General features: G+C 54.0%; 16 protein-coding genes. 13 read left to right on the forward strand and 3 right to left on the reverse strand.

From position 1 onward, the window contains the following. The 5 genes from prf1 to MKMG_RS00395 form a co-directional block, all read left to right on the forward strand. A partial coding sequence (gene prf1, locus MKMG_RS00375) for a peptide chain release factor aRF-1 (protein WP_165074307.1) occupies positions 1–875 on the forward strand: 875 nt, incomplete at its 5' end. Next, entirely contained in the window at positions 875–2539 is a 1665-nt protein-coding gene (argS, locus tag MKMG_RS00380) for an arginine--tRNA ligase (RefSeq protein ID WP_165074309.1), read from the forward strand. The genes prf1 and argS, both read left to right, overlap by 1 nt. Further along, on the forward strand, positions 2520–3419 hold the full coding sequence (gene twy1 / locus MKMG_RS00385) for a 4-demethylwyosine synthase TYW1 (RefSeq protein ID WP_165074310.1): 900 nt from the start codon (positions 2520–2522) through the stop codon (positions 3417–3419). Before argS ends, twy1 begins: the two co-directional genes overlap by 20 nt. Positions 3420–3424: 5 nt before the next feature. Then, on the forward strand, positions 3425–5008 hold the full coding sequence (gene sepS / locus MKMG_RS00390; protein ID WP_165074312.1) for an O-phosphoserine--tRNA ligase: 1584 nt from the start codon (positions 3425–3427) through the stop codon (positions 5006–5008). Positions 5009–5358: 350 nt separating this feature from the next. Then, positions 5359–6003 carry a TMEM175 family protein gene (locus tag MKMG_RS00395; RefSeq protein ID WP_165074314.1) on the forward strand — a complete coding sequence of 215 codons (645 nt, stop codon included), beginning with the start codon at positions 5359–5361 and terminating at the stop codon, positions 6001–6003. Positions 6004–6093: 90 nt separating this feature from the next. Here MKMG_RS00395 and MKMG_RS00400 read toward each other — a convergent pair whose 3' ends face one another. After that, positions 6094–6282, reverse strand: coding sequence for a hypothetical protein (locus MKMG_RS00400; protein WP_165074316.1), 189 nt, complete (start codon positions 6280–6282; stop codon positions 6094–6096). A gap of 17 nt (positions 6283–6299) precedes the next feature. Continuing rightward, on the reverse strand, positions 6300–6476 hold the full coding sequence (locus MKMG_RS00405; RefSeq protein ID WP_165074318.1) for a hypothetical protein: 177 nt from the start codon (positions 6474–6476) through the stop codon (positions 6300–6302). Between the two features lie 121 nt (positions 6477–6597). On the opposite strand from MKMG_RS00405, the gene MKMG_RS00410 reads away from it, so the two are divergent. From MKMG_RS00410 to MKMG_RS00420, 3 genes are read left to right on the forward strand one after another with little or no spacing between them, the layout of a single operon-like run. Beyond that, entirely contained in the window at positions 6598–8352 is a 1755-nt protein-coding gene (locus MKMG_RS00410) for a DUF2070 family protein (protein ID WP_165074320.1), read from the forward strand. A gap of 18 nt (positions 8353–8370) precedes the next feature. Continuing rightward, on the forward strand, positions 8371–9357 hold the full coding sequence (locus MKMG_RS00415; RefSeq protein ID WP_165074322.1) for a phosphoribulokinase: 987 nt from the start codon (positions 8371–8373) through the stop codon (positions 9355–9357). Positions 9358–9413: 56 nt separating this feature from the next. Then, on the forward strand, positions 9414–10544 hold the full coding sequence (locus tag MKMG_RS00420; protein WP_165074324.1) for a hypothetical protein: 1131 nt from the start codon (positions 9414–9416) through the stop codon (positions 10542–10544). A 36-nt stretch (positions 10545–10580) separates the two neighbouring features. Here MKMG_RS00420 and MKMG_RS00425 read toward each other — a convergent pair whose 3' ends face one another. Continuing rightward, positions 10581–10739: a hypothetical protein gene (locus MKMG_RS00425; protein WP_165074326.1), complete on the reverse strand. Its 159-nt coding sequence runs from the start codon at positions 10737–10739 to the stop codon at positions 10581–10583. Positions 10740–10899: 160 nt separating this feature from the next. Between MKMG_RS00425 and MKMG_RS00430 the strand changes: the two genes are divergently transcribed. Genes MKMG_RS00430 through MKMG_RS00450 form a run of 5 tightly spaced genes read left to right on the forward strand, consistent with a single transcriptional unit; the run spans position 10900 to position 15244 of the window. Beyond that, on the forward strand, positions 10900–11631 hold the full coding sequence (locus MKMG_RS00430) for an ABC transporter ATP-binding protein (RefSeq protein ID WP_165074328.1): 732 nt from the start codon (positions 10900–10902) through the stop codon (positions 11629–11631). Next, on the forward strand, positions 11616–12725 hold the full coding sequence (locus MKMG_RS00435) for a SufD family Fe-S cluster assembly protein (protein ID WP_165074330.1): 1110 nt from the start codon (positions 11616–11618) through the stop codon (positions 12723–12725). Before MKMG_RS00430 ends, MKMG_RS00435 begins: the two co-directional genes overlap by 16 nt. 5 nt (positions 12726–12730) lie before the next feature. Then, positions 12731–13339 carry a cyclase family protein gene (locus tag MKMG_RS00440; protein WP_165074332.1) on the forward strand — a complete coding sequence of 203 codons (609 nt, stop codon included), beginning with the start codon at positions 12731–12733 and terminating at the stop codon, positions 13337–13339. Then, entirely contained in the window at positions 13336–13941 is a 606-nt protein-coding gene (locus tag MKMG_RS00445; RefSeq protein ID WP_165074334.1) for a hypothetical protein, read from the forward strand. The genes MKMG_RS00440 and MKMG_RS00445 overlap by 4 nt, the downstream gene beginning before the upstream one ends. A gap of 49 nt (positions 13942–13990) precedes the next feature. Further along, positions 13991–15244, forward strand: coding sequence for a phosphopentomutase/phosphoglucosamine mutase (locus MKMG_RS00450; RefSeq protein ID WP_165074336.1), 1254 nt, complete (start codon positions 13991–13993; stop codon positions 15242–15244). The last annotated feature ends 13 nt before the right edge of the window (positions 15245–15257 follow it).

Consider the following 15257-nt stretch of genomic DNA (forward strand, 5'->3'; position numbering starts at 1 on the left):
AGCCGATGGAGCAGATGCTGGTGGAGAAGGAAGTCTACGGGCTTCTGGTACTCGACCGCCGTGAATCATATGTCGGATTTCTGCGGGGAAACCGCATCGAGCCGGTCTCGGGTGTGACCTCCACTGTCCCCGGAAAACAGCGAAAGGGTGGACAGTCAGCGATGCGTTTTCAGCGACTCCGCCTGATTGCCATCAATGAATTTTACAAGAAGGTTGCTGACCGGGCAACCGATGTCTTCATGGCGGAACCGGATTTCTATAACCGGTTCAAGGGAGTTCTTATCGGCGGGCCCACGCCCACAAAAGATGAGTTTGCCAGTGGTGAATATCTCCACCACGAACTGCAGAAACGAATCATTGGTCTCTTTGATGTGTCATACACGAATGAATCGGGCCTGAGTGAACTGGTGGACAATGCACAGGAAGCCCTTCGCGGCGTAGAGGTGATGAAGGAGAAGTCGGTGATGGATCGGTTCTTAAAGGAACTGATCAAAGACGAGAGTGCCTCTGCATACGGAGAGGAATCGGTGCGTAAGAACCTCGAAATTGGTGCGGTTGATACCCTTCTGCTCTCAGAAACCCTCCGTAAATCACGACTTTGTATCCGGTGTCAGAGCTGTGATTATGAAAAGGAAGAGACCGTGCAGGTGGATCCAGGCAAGTCTGTAGGGGATATTCCCCTCGGGAATTGTCCGGACTGCACCGCGCCGCTTTACCTTGAAGAAGAGACCGACATCATCGATGAACTGACCGAACTTGCCGATGCAACCTCGACTAAGGTGATGATCGTATCCGATGATTTTGAAGAAGGATCAATCCTCTACAATGCCTTTGGCGGGATTGCCGCAATACTGCGATACAGGACAGGATACTAATGTATCAGGAAGCATACCGGGCTGTTGAAACAGTCCTGAAAGACGCAACAGGAGCAACAGATGTGCTCCTCGGTGATGGCGGCGAGCATGCCGACCTTGCGTCAACGATTGCCTTTGCCCTCGCAAAGACCGAAAAGAAGAGCCCTGTGCTGATTGCAGGGGAGATTACGGCAGCAATAACGGATACGCTGGCTGCTGCCGGTATCACGGTCTCCACAACCGGCCCATACATCAACTTTATCTTCGGGCCTGCGTACGTCGCAGGTGTGGTGAAAGCAGCCTCCCGGCCGGGCTATGGATGTCTGGCTGCGGTGCCGGGCCGTGTCTGTATTGAACACACCTCGGCAAACCCCAACGGGCCGCTGCACGTGGGCCATATCAGAAACTCTGTCATTGGCGATACCCTCTCCCGGGTCTTCCGGAAGGCAGGGTATGACATTGATGTCCAGTATTACCTGAACGATATGGGCCGTCAGATCGCCATCGTCTCCTGGGGATTTGACCATCTCGATATTCCGCAGAATGAAGACGAGAAGGACGACCATTATGTTGCCCGTGTCTATGTGGCGGCAAATCATGCCCTCAAGGCAGACCCCTCAATAAAAGAGGAGATCGACCGGCGCATGGGCCTCATTGAACAGGGAGATCCCGAGACGGTGGAGAAGTTCCGCCGGGCAGTTTCCCTCTGTGCAGAGGGCATAAAGGTCACACTCAACCGCCTCGGTGCTCCCCATGACCGGTTTGTCTGGGAGTCAGGATTTGTCCAGGATGGTTCGATGGTGGAGATTCTCGACCGGGTGGAGGCCCTCCCCGAGTCGTCCCACGATGATATCCTTGCAGTTGACCTCACGGCATTCGGGTTTGAGAAGGAGTACGTGCTGCGGCGTTCAGACGGGACGAGTGTGTATGCCGCCCGTGACCTTGCCTACCATGTCTGGAAGGGCGAACACTTTGACCGCCTCATCAATGTGCTGGGGGCAGACCACAAGCTCATCGGTGCCCAGTTGCAGGCGACGATGAAACTTCTGGGTGAGAAGGTGCCGGAGATCGTCTTCTTTGAGTTTGTGAGCCTTCCGGAAGGCTCGATGAGCACCCGTGCCGGTAAGTTCATCTCTGCTGATGAACTCATCGATGAGGTGACGAAGAAGGCGTTTGATGAGGTGACCATCCGGCGGCCTGAACTTCCCGAGGAGGAACGCCGGGCCATTGCCGTATCGGTTGCCATCGGGGCGGTCCGCTATGATATCGTGCGTGTCTCGCAGGAGAAGAGTACGGTCTTTGACTGGCGGCAGGCACTTGACTTTGAACGCCAGAGTGCCCCGTATATTCAGTATTCCCATGCAAGGGCCTGCTCTATCCTGGAGAAGGCGGGGGAGTTTACCCCGGCGTATGAGTTCACTACAGAATCAGAGATAGCACTTGCAAAGCAGATCGGCCTCTTCCCGGTGGTGCTGCGGACCGTGGTGAATGAACTCCGTCCGCATCACCTCGCGATATATGCCCGTGACCTTGCCGATCTCTTCAATACGTTTTACCACACTGACCCGGTCCTCAAGGCAGAGGCGGGGGTGCGGGATGCCCGGCTGACCCTTGTCCGGGCGGCACAGAATACCCTGAGCGAAGTGCTCGAAACCCTTGGTATTGATGCAATCAGAAGCATGTAAGGCCCTGATAAAACAGGGCTATCAGTTTTTCTCCCCCCGTTCGTCAGCGGCCCTCAAGCCGTGTATGTGGAATAAACGGACCCTCCGCGGCGGGGATATGTGTTACAAGGCCCAGTTCTATGGCATCAGCAGCCACCGCTGTGTCCAGATGACCCCGACCCTGAAGTGCAACCAGCGCTGTCTCTTCTGCTGGCGGTCAATGGAGTATGAGGTGGTCGAAGAGGAGGAGTGCCCGCCGGAGGTCATCATGGACCGTCTGCACCCTCTCCAGAAGAAGGCTCTTGCCGGATATAATCCGGTTGCAAACAGTGTGGTTGAGCCGAAACTCTGGGAAGAGGCCCTCGCGCCTGACATGGCGGCAGTCTCCCTCTCCGGTGAACCCACGCTCTACTCGCAGTTGCCGCGCCTGTTTGATCTCCTGAACGATGCCGGTTTTACGACATTTCTGGTGACAAACGGTACCCGGCCTGACATGGTCCGGAAATGCAGCCCGTATCAGACCTATGTCTCACTGGACGGACCGGACGAGGAGACCTACCGGCGTGTCTGCCGGCCGATGGAGGACTCATGGGAACAGGTGAAAGAGAGTCTCTCCATTCTGGGGAGCAGGCGTTCTGCGATACGTATAACCGTGGTAAAAGGGCTCAATGACATGAGCCCGGAGGGGTATGCCCGCCTGATTCAGGATGCAGGGCCCCTTTATGTTGAGGTGAAAGGATACATGTATCTTGGCTACTCACGCAATCGTCTTACCCGTGCGCATATGCCGTCCCACGAGTATGTGGCGGCGTTTGCAAACGAAATTACGAAATACTGTGATTACGAAGTCCACGATGATAGCCCGGTATCCCGGGTGGTCTGTCTCACACGCGGCGATTGATTGAAATGAAATTTAATACAGATGAATACCGGGAATTAGCACGTACTGACTTTGAACATGCCTGGAACAAAGGATCGGAGGTAGTCGATCCGGTCGGGGCAGGCAGCAAATACCCGCGCTACAGATACAAATCCGCCCGTCGCCATCCCATTGCAGAGACCACCGCACGCCTGCGGGAAGCCTATCTCTCAATCGGGTTTGACGAGGCACGGGTACCGCTTTTTATCGATGAAAAAGATGTCTACCGCCAGTTTGGACCCGAGGCATCTGCGGTCCTCGACCGGGTCTTCTATCTCGGCGGTCTGCCGCGTCCGAACGTGGGCATCGGCAAAGAACGGATTCTCCAGATTGAGGCGATCCTCGGTAAAAGTCTGGGTGAAGAGGGGGAAGAGCACCTTCGTGAAACCCTGCATGCCTACAAGAAGGCAGAGGTGGACGGTGACGAACTCACCTATGAAATTGCAAAGGTGCTCGGCTGTGACGATGCCCTTGTCGTGCGTATGATGGACGAGGTCTTCCCTGAGTTCCGTGCACTGGCACCCGAGTCCTCACGGACCACCCTGCGCTCGCACATGACCTCCGGCTGGTTCCTTTCTTTAGGGGCGATGTGGGATCGTATGCCCCTTCCCATCCGCCAGTTCTCCATTGACCGCTGTTTTAGGCGGGAACAGGAGGAGGGGCCGACCCGCCTGATGACCTATCACTCCGCCTCATGTATCGTCGCAGGCGAGCATGTGACCGTGGAGGACGGCAAAGCGGTGGCGGCAGCCCTGCTGGGAGCATTCGGATTTGAGGACTTTGAGTTCCGGCCGGATGAGAAACGCTCCAAGTATTATATTCCTGACACCCAGACCGAAGTGTATGCCCGTCATCCCGTGCATGGCTGGGTTGAGGTCGCCACCTTTGGCATGTACTCACCCTCTGCTCTTGCAGAATACGGTGTCGGTGTCCCGGTGATGAACCTTGGCCTCGGTGTGGAACGCCTCGCGATGATTGAGTATCAGGCAGATGACATCCGCCAGCTCACCCACCCGCAGTTCTTCCCGCCGGTCTTTTCCGATACAGAGCTCGCAGCGGGTATCGGCCTGCGGGAAACCCCGCAGACGACACCCGGCATTCTCATGGCAGAGGCAATCCAGAAGGCCGCAACCGTTCATGCACAGGAGGAGAGTCCCTGTTCATTTGAGGCATGGGACGGTGAGTGCTGCGGGACAAAGATCCGTGTCTTTGTAGAGGAAGATGAAGAGAATTCACGCCTCTGCGGTCCGGCAGTCTTCAATGATATCTATGTCGAAGATGGCAAGATCCTCGGTGTGCCTGACAACAAAAAATTTGCCAGGGTGAGGGCCAATGGGGCTGCTGCCGGCATCTCTTATCTTGAAGCGGTGGCAAACCTTGCCGCCGCACGCATCGAGGAAGCGGCCTGTGCCGGGGAAGGCACCCGGGTGCAGGTCAAGATGGCAAAGATCCCGTCTGACGTGAATCTCAAAATTGAGAACTACGTGATGCGTACAATCACTGACAACAACAAGAAGACCGATGTCCGCGGTCCGGTCTTTGTTACGGTCCGGAGTGTACTGGACAGATAACCCATGTCAGATTCAACATCTGATCTCATCTTTTTTTGAACCGTAAGGATACGTTAAGACTTGTCAGGATCCTTCAGCAATGGTCCGGCGGATAGTGGAATACCCTCTCTTCTCTGAGGGGGTCGCAGAGTACGACAGTGCCTCCGCGGCGTTCTGCTGTGACAATATATGAGTGGTAATAGAGCCGTTTTACCTCCGGCAGCCTGGCATCTGCCTCTCCTCACCCTGCCCTGCTTGTCTGTCCAAAGATGGGTGCAGTATATAGTCAGATGTCCCGGTGCTGAACCGTCACATTTCTTATCATGCAGGATAAAACAGAATGGCATACGAGGGGAGAAGGGGATCAAAGTATGAAGAGACCGGGAATCGGCAAACTCACCAATCTTCTCGAGAAAAACCGGATTGAAGCCCTTACAGATGGCATATATGCGATTGTTCTCACACTTTCCGTCCTGATGATCGGAACCGGGCTCTATTCGGGGTCTGTTGAGAGCAGCGCATTTTACCCTGCCCTCAATGAAGCCATACCCCAGCTATTCAATTATGCGCTCTCGTTTTTTCTGCTCTCCATCTTCTGGATTGTACACCACCGGCAGATGAACAGCATTTCGCATGTTGATAGTATCTATATCTGGCTGAACATGGTGAGCCTCTTTTTCATCACCCTTGTTCCGTTCACGACAAACCTGAACTCTGATTTTTCCGAATATCCCCTGGCAGTCGCCGTCTATGCTGCAAATATCATGGTGATCAGCCTTACGTATACCATCAGCTGGTGTTATGCCACACGGGGACACCGGCTGGTTGCCGCTGATATACCTGACGCAGCAATACGGAACGGGATTCGCCGCGGCCTGCTGACTTCTGTAGTATCCCTTGTCGTTATCGGTGCAGCATACTTCATCGCATCGGAGTGGGCGACATCATTTTATATCCTGATCTTTGTCATTGGGTTCTTTATCAAGAATCCGGAAATGGATATTTATTCAAAATAGTCCCTTTTTTCAGCAGATTCTGACCGGTTTCCCCTGCAACGAGTATCCGGATTGCCTCTTTTTTTCGTAAATATTGTCGCTCGAACGCCTCTATTTATCTGTGGCACGGCTCTCTTTCGCTGCAACGAGTACCGGTGCAATCGTCTTTGAATAGATGCTGCGTTTCGCGAGTTTTGTCAGCCGCCGGAAGTAATGAGTATGTGCAGTCCGGATGCCTGCAAGGAGGCCGAAAGAGAGTGACACTATCCCGAGAAGCGCTGCACTAAATAATTCAACCATCTCTTTTGTCCCTCCGTTCAGCTCCGCCGTTCCAGCTCATCGATGAGGGGTTCGATTGAATCGGCGTCACTGCATTCATCTGCCACGGTAAGAAACCGTCTCTGAAAGTGGAATGAGATGCCATAATACCCCCCTGCCCAGCCGATTGCAATGCACACAACCGCTATTCCCAGATACGCCCATAGCCCATCCATGGATATCATGCAGATGATATCGTTGACGACACTTAATGGTATGTGTGCTTTTTCTAAACCTTTACTTTGTATATGATTCGAAACCTATTTGTCGGTATAACCGCTACGTTCGCGTACTTCTATGGTTGCTGACTCATCTTCCCAGCTTGAGGGGCTCTCTGCACTGATTATGCAGGCTCCATCATGGCGCCGGTCTGTTTGTATCATCCTTCTTCTTGGCGGTGTCATTGAGTTGATGCTTCTCCTTGCAGGCATCAGGCATTCTGACCTGGTTGCCTACGCAGGTATTCTTGTATTCACGGTTCCTGCTCTCATTGCCACTGTGATGACTGGTCCCCTTGTACGAAGAAGCGGGAATGATATCACCCTGGACTGGTCTGCCCTCATTGCGCTGGGCAGTTGCATTGTGACAATCCTCATCACCTTCTCCCCAGTACTGCTCCTTGCAACTGACTTTTTTATCCTCTTTTTTGCCGCATCACTGGGGATCGTCTTTTTCTTCAGGATTCTCCTCTTAGGGGCGATTGTTGACCATCACCTCCGGCATATTCTGGCTCCCGCCCTGACGCAGACGGCGGTTGCCTCCCTCTTTGGTTACCTGCTTCTGGGGGACGCATTCGCCCTGTTTGTGATCCCCCTGCATATCTTCTTTGGCCTGGCTGCCTGGGCCTTCATCTGGATTCTGGAACGGCCGATGAAACAGGCACTCGGCCTATCCCCCCTTGGATTCGCCAATGCGTTTATGGCCCATATGATCTATGGTTCAACCGCTCTGGAGGATTTCTTCCGGCAGATGGGTGATCCTGTGATCGTCATCTTCGGGACACTGATCTTTCGGCGGAAGGGGCGTGATGCCATGACCGTGACTGCCCCCAACCTGCACCCCGGGCCGCTTGGGGAGATCGGGGGTTCAGCCCTTCCCCGGCTGCTTACCGAGAGTCTGAAAGGTCAGGCGCTGGTATTCCACGGGATGGCCACCCATGACTTTAACCCGGTCTCTGCATCTGAAGTGGAGACGATTGCAGCATCCATCCGTGATGTGCAGCAGGGACATCCGGACTGGCATGCAACCGCCACCCATGCACGACGGTATCAGGCCGGGTCGGTATCGGTCCTTGCCCAGGCATTTGGCGATACCATCTTCATTGCCGCAACACGGTCACCGGATATCACCGATGACGTGGAGTATGCGGTCGGTCTTGCCATCATTGAGGAAGGCAAACGCTGGTTCCGGCATGTCATCATCGCAGATGCCCATAACAGCTTCATTGATCTTCCTCCGCCTGTCCTCCTCGGAAGTCGCATCGGAGAGGACTACCGGGAGGCAGCAGCTCTTGCCTGTGAGGCGCTTGCAGGCGAGCCGCAGTATCCCTATTCCATCGGATTTTCCCAGCTGGATGTGCCCTTCACGCATGAAGAGGGTTTCGGTGATCTCGGGGTGATGGCGATGGTAATCATGGTGGATGACAGAGAAACGATATGGCTCGTCTTTGACGGCAACAACCTCCATGTCGGTCTCCGTGAGGAACTCAGAGATCTCCTTTTGCAGGAGTGCACGGAGTGTGAAATAAGCACCAGCGACACCCATGTGGTCAATATGGCGTCCGGCAAAAATCCGGTCGGGTGGAAGGTGCCGCTTGCGCTCTTTCTGCCATTTGTCCGTGAGGCGGTGGACTCTGCACGTGAGGATGCAGCCCCCGCAGAGAGTGCCGGTGGGACCGCACGCTGTGCAGATATAGTGGTCTTTGGGTCCCAGCGTATCACCCAGCTTGCAGGCATCGTCACCGGAAGTGTCGGGATTGTCTGGCCGGTGGCCCTGATAATCATACTCTTTGCGTTCCTCTCAACCGGTGTGGTATACTTTTTGCTGAGCTGAACAACGGGAATGGCAGATATGGCGAATATAAAGAACTTCAGGGATACAATACGGGCATCGGACTGCATTTATACCATCGGTGTCGCAGGAGATTCAGGGTCGGGGAAGACCACCTTTACCCGGGCCTTTCGTGCACTCTTCGGGCCTGACATGGTCTGTACATTTTCGATGGATGATTACCATTTACTTGACAGGGATGCCCGTGCAGAGCGGGGCATCACTCCCCTGCACCCGGATGCAAACAATCTCTCTCTCTTTGAAGAACATCTCTCTCTCCTGAAGCAGGGACAGACCATACCAAAGCCCTCCTATAACCATACGACCGGTAGCTTTGACGCACCAGCCCCGTTTTCCCCCAAAAAGATCGTTATTGTGGAAGGTCTGCACCCGTTTTCAACAGAAAAACTGCGCCGATCATTTGATTTTACCTGTTATGTGGACCCTGCCGAAGAGGTGAAGTATGCCTGGAAGATGGCCCGTGATGTCGGGGACAGAGGATATTCCCGTGATCAGGTGGCAGCAGAAATTCGTGCACGTAAACCGGATTATGAAGCATATGTGGCCCCACAGAGACAGTATGCCGATGCCATACTCAGGATCACGCCTTCGGTCTTTGACGCATCCGGGTCACGGGGCATGTATGCGGTCAGCCTCCTGCAGGAACGGTTTGAAAATACTGTCAAAAACATTGTCATCCCCCTGGATCTTTTTGCCATGACTTCCCTTGCAGAACGGGATTTTCTCATCGGGTTCCAGTCTGAAGAGATATACGGAAGAACAATGGGTGCCGTCAGGTTTGATGGTGATTTCCGCTATGAGGTGATTCGCCGGCTTGAGGAGGCAGTGGAGGAGGAGACAGGGGTGGGGCCTGTCTCCATATATATGGGACAGGAGTATGTGACCGCTACTGAGGCAATGGAACTGATCCTTGCGTGGCGCATCATCAACCGCCGTATCTTTATAGAGTGCCGGATGGAGGGTGGTGGATGCGTGCCGGTGAAGTGAACCGATGGTGGACAGGAGGGTGAACTTTTTCTGCACGTCTGACAGAATCGATACCGATGAAACAGGTTCACTGGCATTGTCTGCTTGCTGTGGCAGTCCTTGGTATCTCTGTTGCTGCATGTGGATGCATCACAGATCTCTTCAATCCCGAACCTTCGGCAGACTATCCTGAGGTCGGTCCATATGAGGATGACGGCAGACTTGCTACATCATCCGTGATATTTCCCTTTCAGGAGAGAACCGTATCGGTATCGGTGACGGTGCCGCAGGGTCTGTACGAGGCGGCATCAGATGCTGACAAACGGGCTGTTCTTCTGGGTGAATGGGAGGAAGGTGACGACTGGACCACAGGATATTATCTCTCTTATCTTACGGATCCGCAGATGGAACTGGTGTACTCTGCCACTGCTGATGCCCTGAGGGCAGGTGCATCCGGTAAGGAAGAGAGCAGTGATGAATATCCTGAATTTCTGACTGTGTATGTGCAGTCACTGGCATACAATACCAGCCCGGATGAAGCAGGACCAAAATTCCCGGTTGAGACTGTTATTGAGAAGGCGGGTGACTGCGATGACAAGAGCATTCTTCTGGCAGGTCTCCTCTCAAGGGAAGGCTACAATGTCTCACTCTTTTACTTCCCCGACGATTCGCACATGGCGGTGGGGATTGCAACAGATGAACCCGGATACCGTGACAGCGGGTATCTCTTTATTGAAACAACCAATGTGAGCCTGATTGGCATCCCCACAGAGATATTTGATAACGGTGTAACGCTCACATCAGAACTCTTCGTCATTCCTGTCGGGAATGGCACGATGGGATATGGAAAGGCAGATGAGACACGGCGGATTGACCGGGCAGCGGCCGAAGCACGGGCCCGTGCAGAGGAAGAGAAGGTTTCCCTTATTGCGATGGAAGAGGATCTGGAAATGCTGAAGCAGGAACTGAACGAAGAGAATGCCGCCCTCTCCCACCAGAAGAATTCCGGTGATATCTCCGGGTATGATGCTGCGGTTTCAGACTACAACCTTCATGTTACAGACTACAATCAGGTGCTGGCAGAATACCGCACCCGCTATGCAGCCTATCTCACCGATGTTGAATTTGCCAATTATGTGGCAACCCATCTCTATGACCGTCCCGGACTCTCGGAGGCAGTCACTGCCTGGGAAGATGGACCGGCCTGACCCATTTTTTCCGTATGTGTCCCCGTCAGGCAGAGATTAGAGAAACGTCCGGGGAGTTGATGTATGGATATATTCCCTTCTCTCCTCCCCGTTTGTCCTGCTGGAGATGAATGCCTGTTTGGACATCTGATTTTTCCGGATGATCTGCGGGTGTTCTTTTGCCCGTGCTGCGATGAACTGAAATGTCTGTGACATACTCCAGAATTGCATCAGGGTATATATGGTGCTGACCCGTGTGCAGGGTGAAAGTGAACTATGTATTCCTGGTATGAAGTATCGCCCGCATCCGTTTCTCTTTTGCTAATGACGACATCCCTATATGAAATCCGGTCAGATATAGATAGTAGTTGATGATATGCTGAATGTTGAGAATCTTCACGTTGAAGTGGGGGGGAAAGAGGTAATCCACGGAGTTGACCTCCAGATCCCGGAAGGAGAGACCCATGTCCTGATGGGACCGAACGGGTCCGGGAAGACCACCCTTCTGCGTTCTATAATGGGATTTAGTAATTACACGGTGACCGAAGGACGGATCATCTTCCGTGGACATGATGTCACCGAACTGCCGCTCTACGAACGGGCACGTTATGGCATGGGCCTGATGTTTCAGCGTCCGCCGACCATTTCCGGCCTCAAACTTGGCAAACTCCTGGATGTGATGGCCGGTGGTTCCCCTGCGAAGGCATACGAATACGCTGAAATGATGAACATGAGTTCGTTTCTGGACCGTGACCTGAATGCAAACTTCTCCGGCGGTGAGATCAAACGCAGTGAAGTGCTTCAGCTGATGGTCCAGCAGCCTGATTTTGTCATGCTTGATGAACCGGAGAGCGGCGTGGATCTCGAAAATATCGCCCTCATCGGAAAAGCGATTGCCCGGCTTGTCGATAAGGACCGTCATATCATAAACCGTCATAAATCCGGTCTTATCATTACCCACACCGGGTTTATCATGGATTATCTGGAGGCAGATGCCGGACACATGCTCTGTAATGGTGAGATCCGGTGCCGTGGCAACCCGCGGGAAATACTGAAGGTTATTCAGGAACACGGATATCAGGAGTGTATTGAATGCACAAAGCTGTAGAAGGATTTGAGGACCTCTCACCTGAGGATAAGGAGCGTCTTGAACAATCCGGGATGATGCTTTCCTCTGAGAACAGATGCGGAAGTTTCTTCCAGGCAGATCAGGATGTCAGGCATACGTCCTGTACATATGAAGGGATTGAGATGCTTCCGACAGCAGAAGCGCTCAAAAAATACGACTGGCTCAAGGATTATTACTGGAATCTTGTTGATAAGGACAAGGATGAATACACCCGGTATGTTGCAGACCAGGAGCCACGCGGATATACCATCATCGCAAAGAAGGGCAGCAAAAATATCTTCCCTCTCCAGACCTGCCTTTTTATGGCAACGGATGATATCCAGACTGTCCATAATATTATCATTGCCGAGGAAGGGGCTGAACTGCACCTTATAACCGGGTGCGTCTCCAGCCACTCTGTCGGCCATGGTTCGCACTATGGAATCACTGAGTTTTATGTGGGTAAGGATGCCCTCATCAGCACAACGATGATCCATACCTGGGGCGAGGATGTAACAGTCGTCCCGCGGAGTGCAGCAAAACTGGAACAGAACAGTACATTCCTCTCCAATTATATCAGTATGAAACCGGTGAAGCGTGTCCAGATGTATCCTGAAGCCTGGTTAACCGGTGAAAATTCTGTGGCCCGGTTCAGTTCTGTCGTGCTTGCACCGGAGGGTTCAGAACTTGACCTTGGCCAGCGTGCTATTCTGGAAGCGAAGGGTACGAGTGCCGAACTGATCTCCCGGGTGATCACCCGTGGAGGTACTGTGGTGTCCAGATCCCACATCGTCGGCGGGGCAGAGGAGACTCGCGGCCATATTGAGTGCAAGGGTCTCATTCTTGAGGATGGCATAATCCACGCAATCCCGGAGATCGAGGGACGCCTCACAAACACTTCACTTTCGCATGAGGCGGCAGTGGGAAAAATAGCCCGCGATGAGATTGAATACCTGATGGCCCGGGGTCTGGATGAGGAAGAGGCAACGGCAACCATCATCCGCGGGTTCCTTGACGTGAAGATACAGGGCCTGCCGGATTCACTCCAGCGGCAGATCGATGCTGCCATTGACGCTGCAGAAGATGGGTTCTGAGGGACATGGTCTTTATTGATCTCACCCGTTCCTTTCCTGAACCCGCCTGCACGTATCCCGGCGACTTTGTCCCGGAATGCCGCAGGTTTCAGAGGGACGGCTACCGTGTCTCAGTAGTGGTTGCAGGCAGCCACAGCGGGACTCACATCGACTCGCCTGCCCATTATATCGAAGACGGGCTGACCATTGACCGCATCCCGCCCGAGACTTTTATCGGCCCGGTGACAATCGTTGACCTGGGTGTCAGGCGGTCAGCCATCCGCCCTGAGGATATTCGTCCCTGGATGGATGCCGAGCGGCTCATTATTAAGACCGGGTATTCAGAAAAAACGTCATTTGACCCTGAATATGCCTCTCTTGATGAGGATGCCGCGGACCTTGTCGCCGCATCAGGTATCAGGGTCATTGGCATTGATACCCCGTCCATCGAAGCATATGAGGGGACAGGCGATGTGCACCGCCGGATTCTGGGGGCGGGCATCCCGGTTATTGAATACCTGAACCTCAGTGGGGTCAGTGAGGGAGAGTATTATATGATTGCCCTGCCACTGAAGATTACCGATGGTGACGGGGCACCGGCCCGTGTCATCGTGCAAAAGGAGGAGGACGTATGAGTTGTGTCACCGAAGCAGTAGAGAAGATGGAAGAGTTAACCCGGGGCACTGGTTGCCACGACTGTAATGTGAAGATTGAACGCCAGCCGGATGCACCGGCGTGCCGGTATGAGCGGGGCGTCAACCTGAAGGTCGGGTTTGGCGGTGCGGCATCGGATGTGGTCACGCACTACCCGTTAGAGACGACCACCCGGATCCCGTTTATGTTCGGTGCGCCACTTGAATCACCGGAACAGCGAACCGCTGCCTGTGGAATAATGGGTGTGGTGGCACGATTCCTCTGTCTCTGCCGGAGGGCACAGGCGTGTGGCCCCGAAGACCATGAACGGTGTTTCCTGAATTTCTGTTCCGTCTTTGATGGTAAGAAAATATATGTGAATGGCGCCCTCCCCGACCTTATCCGCCTCCTCGGGAAGAGAACTGTCTCCTCACCGGAAGAAGCGGATGTGATTGTGGTGGGCGGTGACGGCCTCTTCTCTGCTGACTGTCTTGCAGTAACAGACCACTACAGGGGCAAAAAACAGATGGTCTTTGTAGGTCCTTCCACCGCAGGTGTTGCCACCTTCCTGAATGAAGAACACTGGTGCCCCTTCGCACGGTGAACGGCAGCAAACAGATAGATTGAATACTCCTCTTTTTCATGGTACCTGTATGCTCTTTGGTTCTTCGGGAATACGCCGTCCGTTCGGCCCTGAACTGATAATGACTGCACTGGATGTCGGCGGTTGTGTCGGCGCCTCCTGTTCTTCCATCGTCACCGGTCGTGACGCACGCACGACAGGTCCCCTGCTGGAAGCAGCGTTTACCGCCGGCGCCGCTGCGGCCGGATGCCGGGTGGTCTCCGGGGGTGTTGCCCCTACCCCTGCTGTTGCATATGCCGCACGGCATCATGATGCCGGCTGTATGATCACCGCTTCACACAACCCGGAGGAATACAACGGGCTCAAACTGGTGAATCCTGACGGTTCCGCCTTCTCTTTGGCACGCCAGCAGGAGATTGAGGATACCCATACCCTGCCGCATATTACAGACTGGAAACAGCAGGGGGAGACAGCTGAAGCAGATATCATCCGGTCGTATCTGGATGCGATACAGGACGCGGTCCCTCTCCCGGAAGGTCTGCATGTCGTCCTTGACTGCGGAAACGGGGCGGCATCACGCGTCACACCGGCTCTTCTCCGGCGTGCTGGAATACAATATACGGGCATTAACTGCACGGTGCAGGGCTTTTTTGCACGCCCGTCTGAACCTCTGGAAGAGCACCTCCCCTACATCCCGGCAATGGTGAGGCAGGCCGGTGCCGCAGGGGCCCTTATTCATGACGGCGATGCTGACCGGTTCATGGCATTTGACAATCAGGGGAACTATATCAGCGGTGACCATCTCCTCATGCTCTTTGCCGAATGGACCGGTGCAGCAAGTGTGGTGACAACCGTGGACGCATCAATGGCCATTGAAGAGGTGGCGACAGTCAAAAGAACACCGGTCGGCGATTCGTTTGTCTCTGAAGCGCTGGTATCAGGTGGAGATTTCGGTGGTGAACCATCCGGAAGCTGGATCTTCCCTGCCCATTCCCTCTGCCCGGACGGGCCGTATGCAGCTGCCCTCTACTGTGCGATGGCAGCGGAGTGGGATGTCGCAGAGAAGGTAGCAGAATACCCTCAATATCCCATCATACGCCGTTCATTCCGCCGCGAAGACGGGCGTGCACTGCTTCTGGCGCTGGGTGCAGATAATCCGACAGATGGCATCCGTATCGAAGAGGAGAATGGCTGGTGTCTGATCCGTGCAAGCGGCACGGAACCAAAGATCCGCATCACCGCCGAAGGGCGTGATGCAGAGACCGCGGAAAAAATGGCACAGAAAGGTGAAGCTCTCATCAGTCTGGGAGAACCTATACATTAATACAGGGCAAACA

It is taken from the genome of Methanogenium sp. MK-MG (genome assembly GCF_009914725.1).
Taxonomy (GTDB): Archaea; Halobacteriota; Methanomicrobia; order Methanomicrobiales; family Methanomicrobiaceae; genus Methanogenium.

Coding starts and splice junctions, on each gene's coding strand:
- argS (WP_165074309.1), top strand. CDS start 875: ATGTATCAGGAAGCATACCGGGCTGTTGAAACAGTCCTGAAAGACGCA.
- twy1 (WP_165074310.1), top strand. CDS start 2,520: ATGCAATCAGAAGCATGTAAGGCCCTGATAAAACAGGGCTATCAGTTT.
- sepS (WP_165074312.1), top strand. CDS start 3,425: ATGAAATTTAATACAGATGAATACCGGGAATTAGCACGTACTGACTTT.
- MKMG_RS00395 (WP_165074314.1), top strand. CDS start 5,359: ATGAAGAGACCGGGAATCGGCAAACTCACCAATCTTCTCGAGAAAAAC.
- MKMG_RS00400 (WP_165074316.1), bottom strand. CDS start 6,282: ATGGTTGAATTATTTAGTGCAGCGCTTCTCGGGATAGTGTCACTCTCT.
- MKMG_RS00405 (WP_165074318.1), bottom strand. CDS start 6,476: ATGGATGGGCTATGGGCGTATCTGGGAATAGCGGTTGTGTGCATTGCA.
- MKMG_RS00410 (WP_165074320.1), top strand. CDS start 6,598: ATGGTTGCTGACTCATCTTCCCAGCTTGAGGGGCTCTCTGCACTGATT.
- MKMG_RS00415 (WP_165074322.1), top strand. CDS start 8,371: ATGGCGAATATAAAGAACTTCAGGGATACAATACGGGCATCGGACTGC.
- MKMG_RS00420 (WP_165074324.1), top strand. CDS start 9,414: ATGAAACAGGTTCACTGGCATTGTCTGCTTGCTGTGGCAGTCCTTGGT.
- MKMG_RS00425 (WP_165074326.1), bottom strand. CDS start 10,739: ATGTCACAGACATTTCAGTTCATCGCAGCACGGGCAAAAGAACACCCG.
- MKMG_RS00430 (WP_165074328.1), top strand. CDS start 10,900: ATGCTGAATGTTGAGAATCTTCACGTTGAAGTGGGGGGGAAAGAGGTA.
- MKMG_RS00435 (WP_165074330.1), top strand. CDS start 11,616: ATGCACAAAGCTGTAGAAGGATTTGAGGACCTCTCACCTGAGGATAAG.
- MKMG_RS00440 (WP_165074332.1), top strand. CDS start 12,731: ATGGTCTTTATTGATCTCACCCGTTCCTTTCCTGAACCCGCCTGCACG.
- MKMG_RS00445 (WP_165074334.1), top strand. CDS start 13,336: ATGAGTTGTGTCACCGAAGCAGTAGAGAAGATGGAAGAGTTAACCCGG.
- MKMG_RS00450 (WP_165074336.1), top strand. CDS start 13,991: ATGCTCTTTGGTTCTTCGGGAATACGCCGTCCGTTCGGCCCTGAACTG.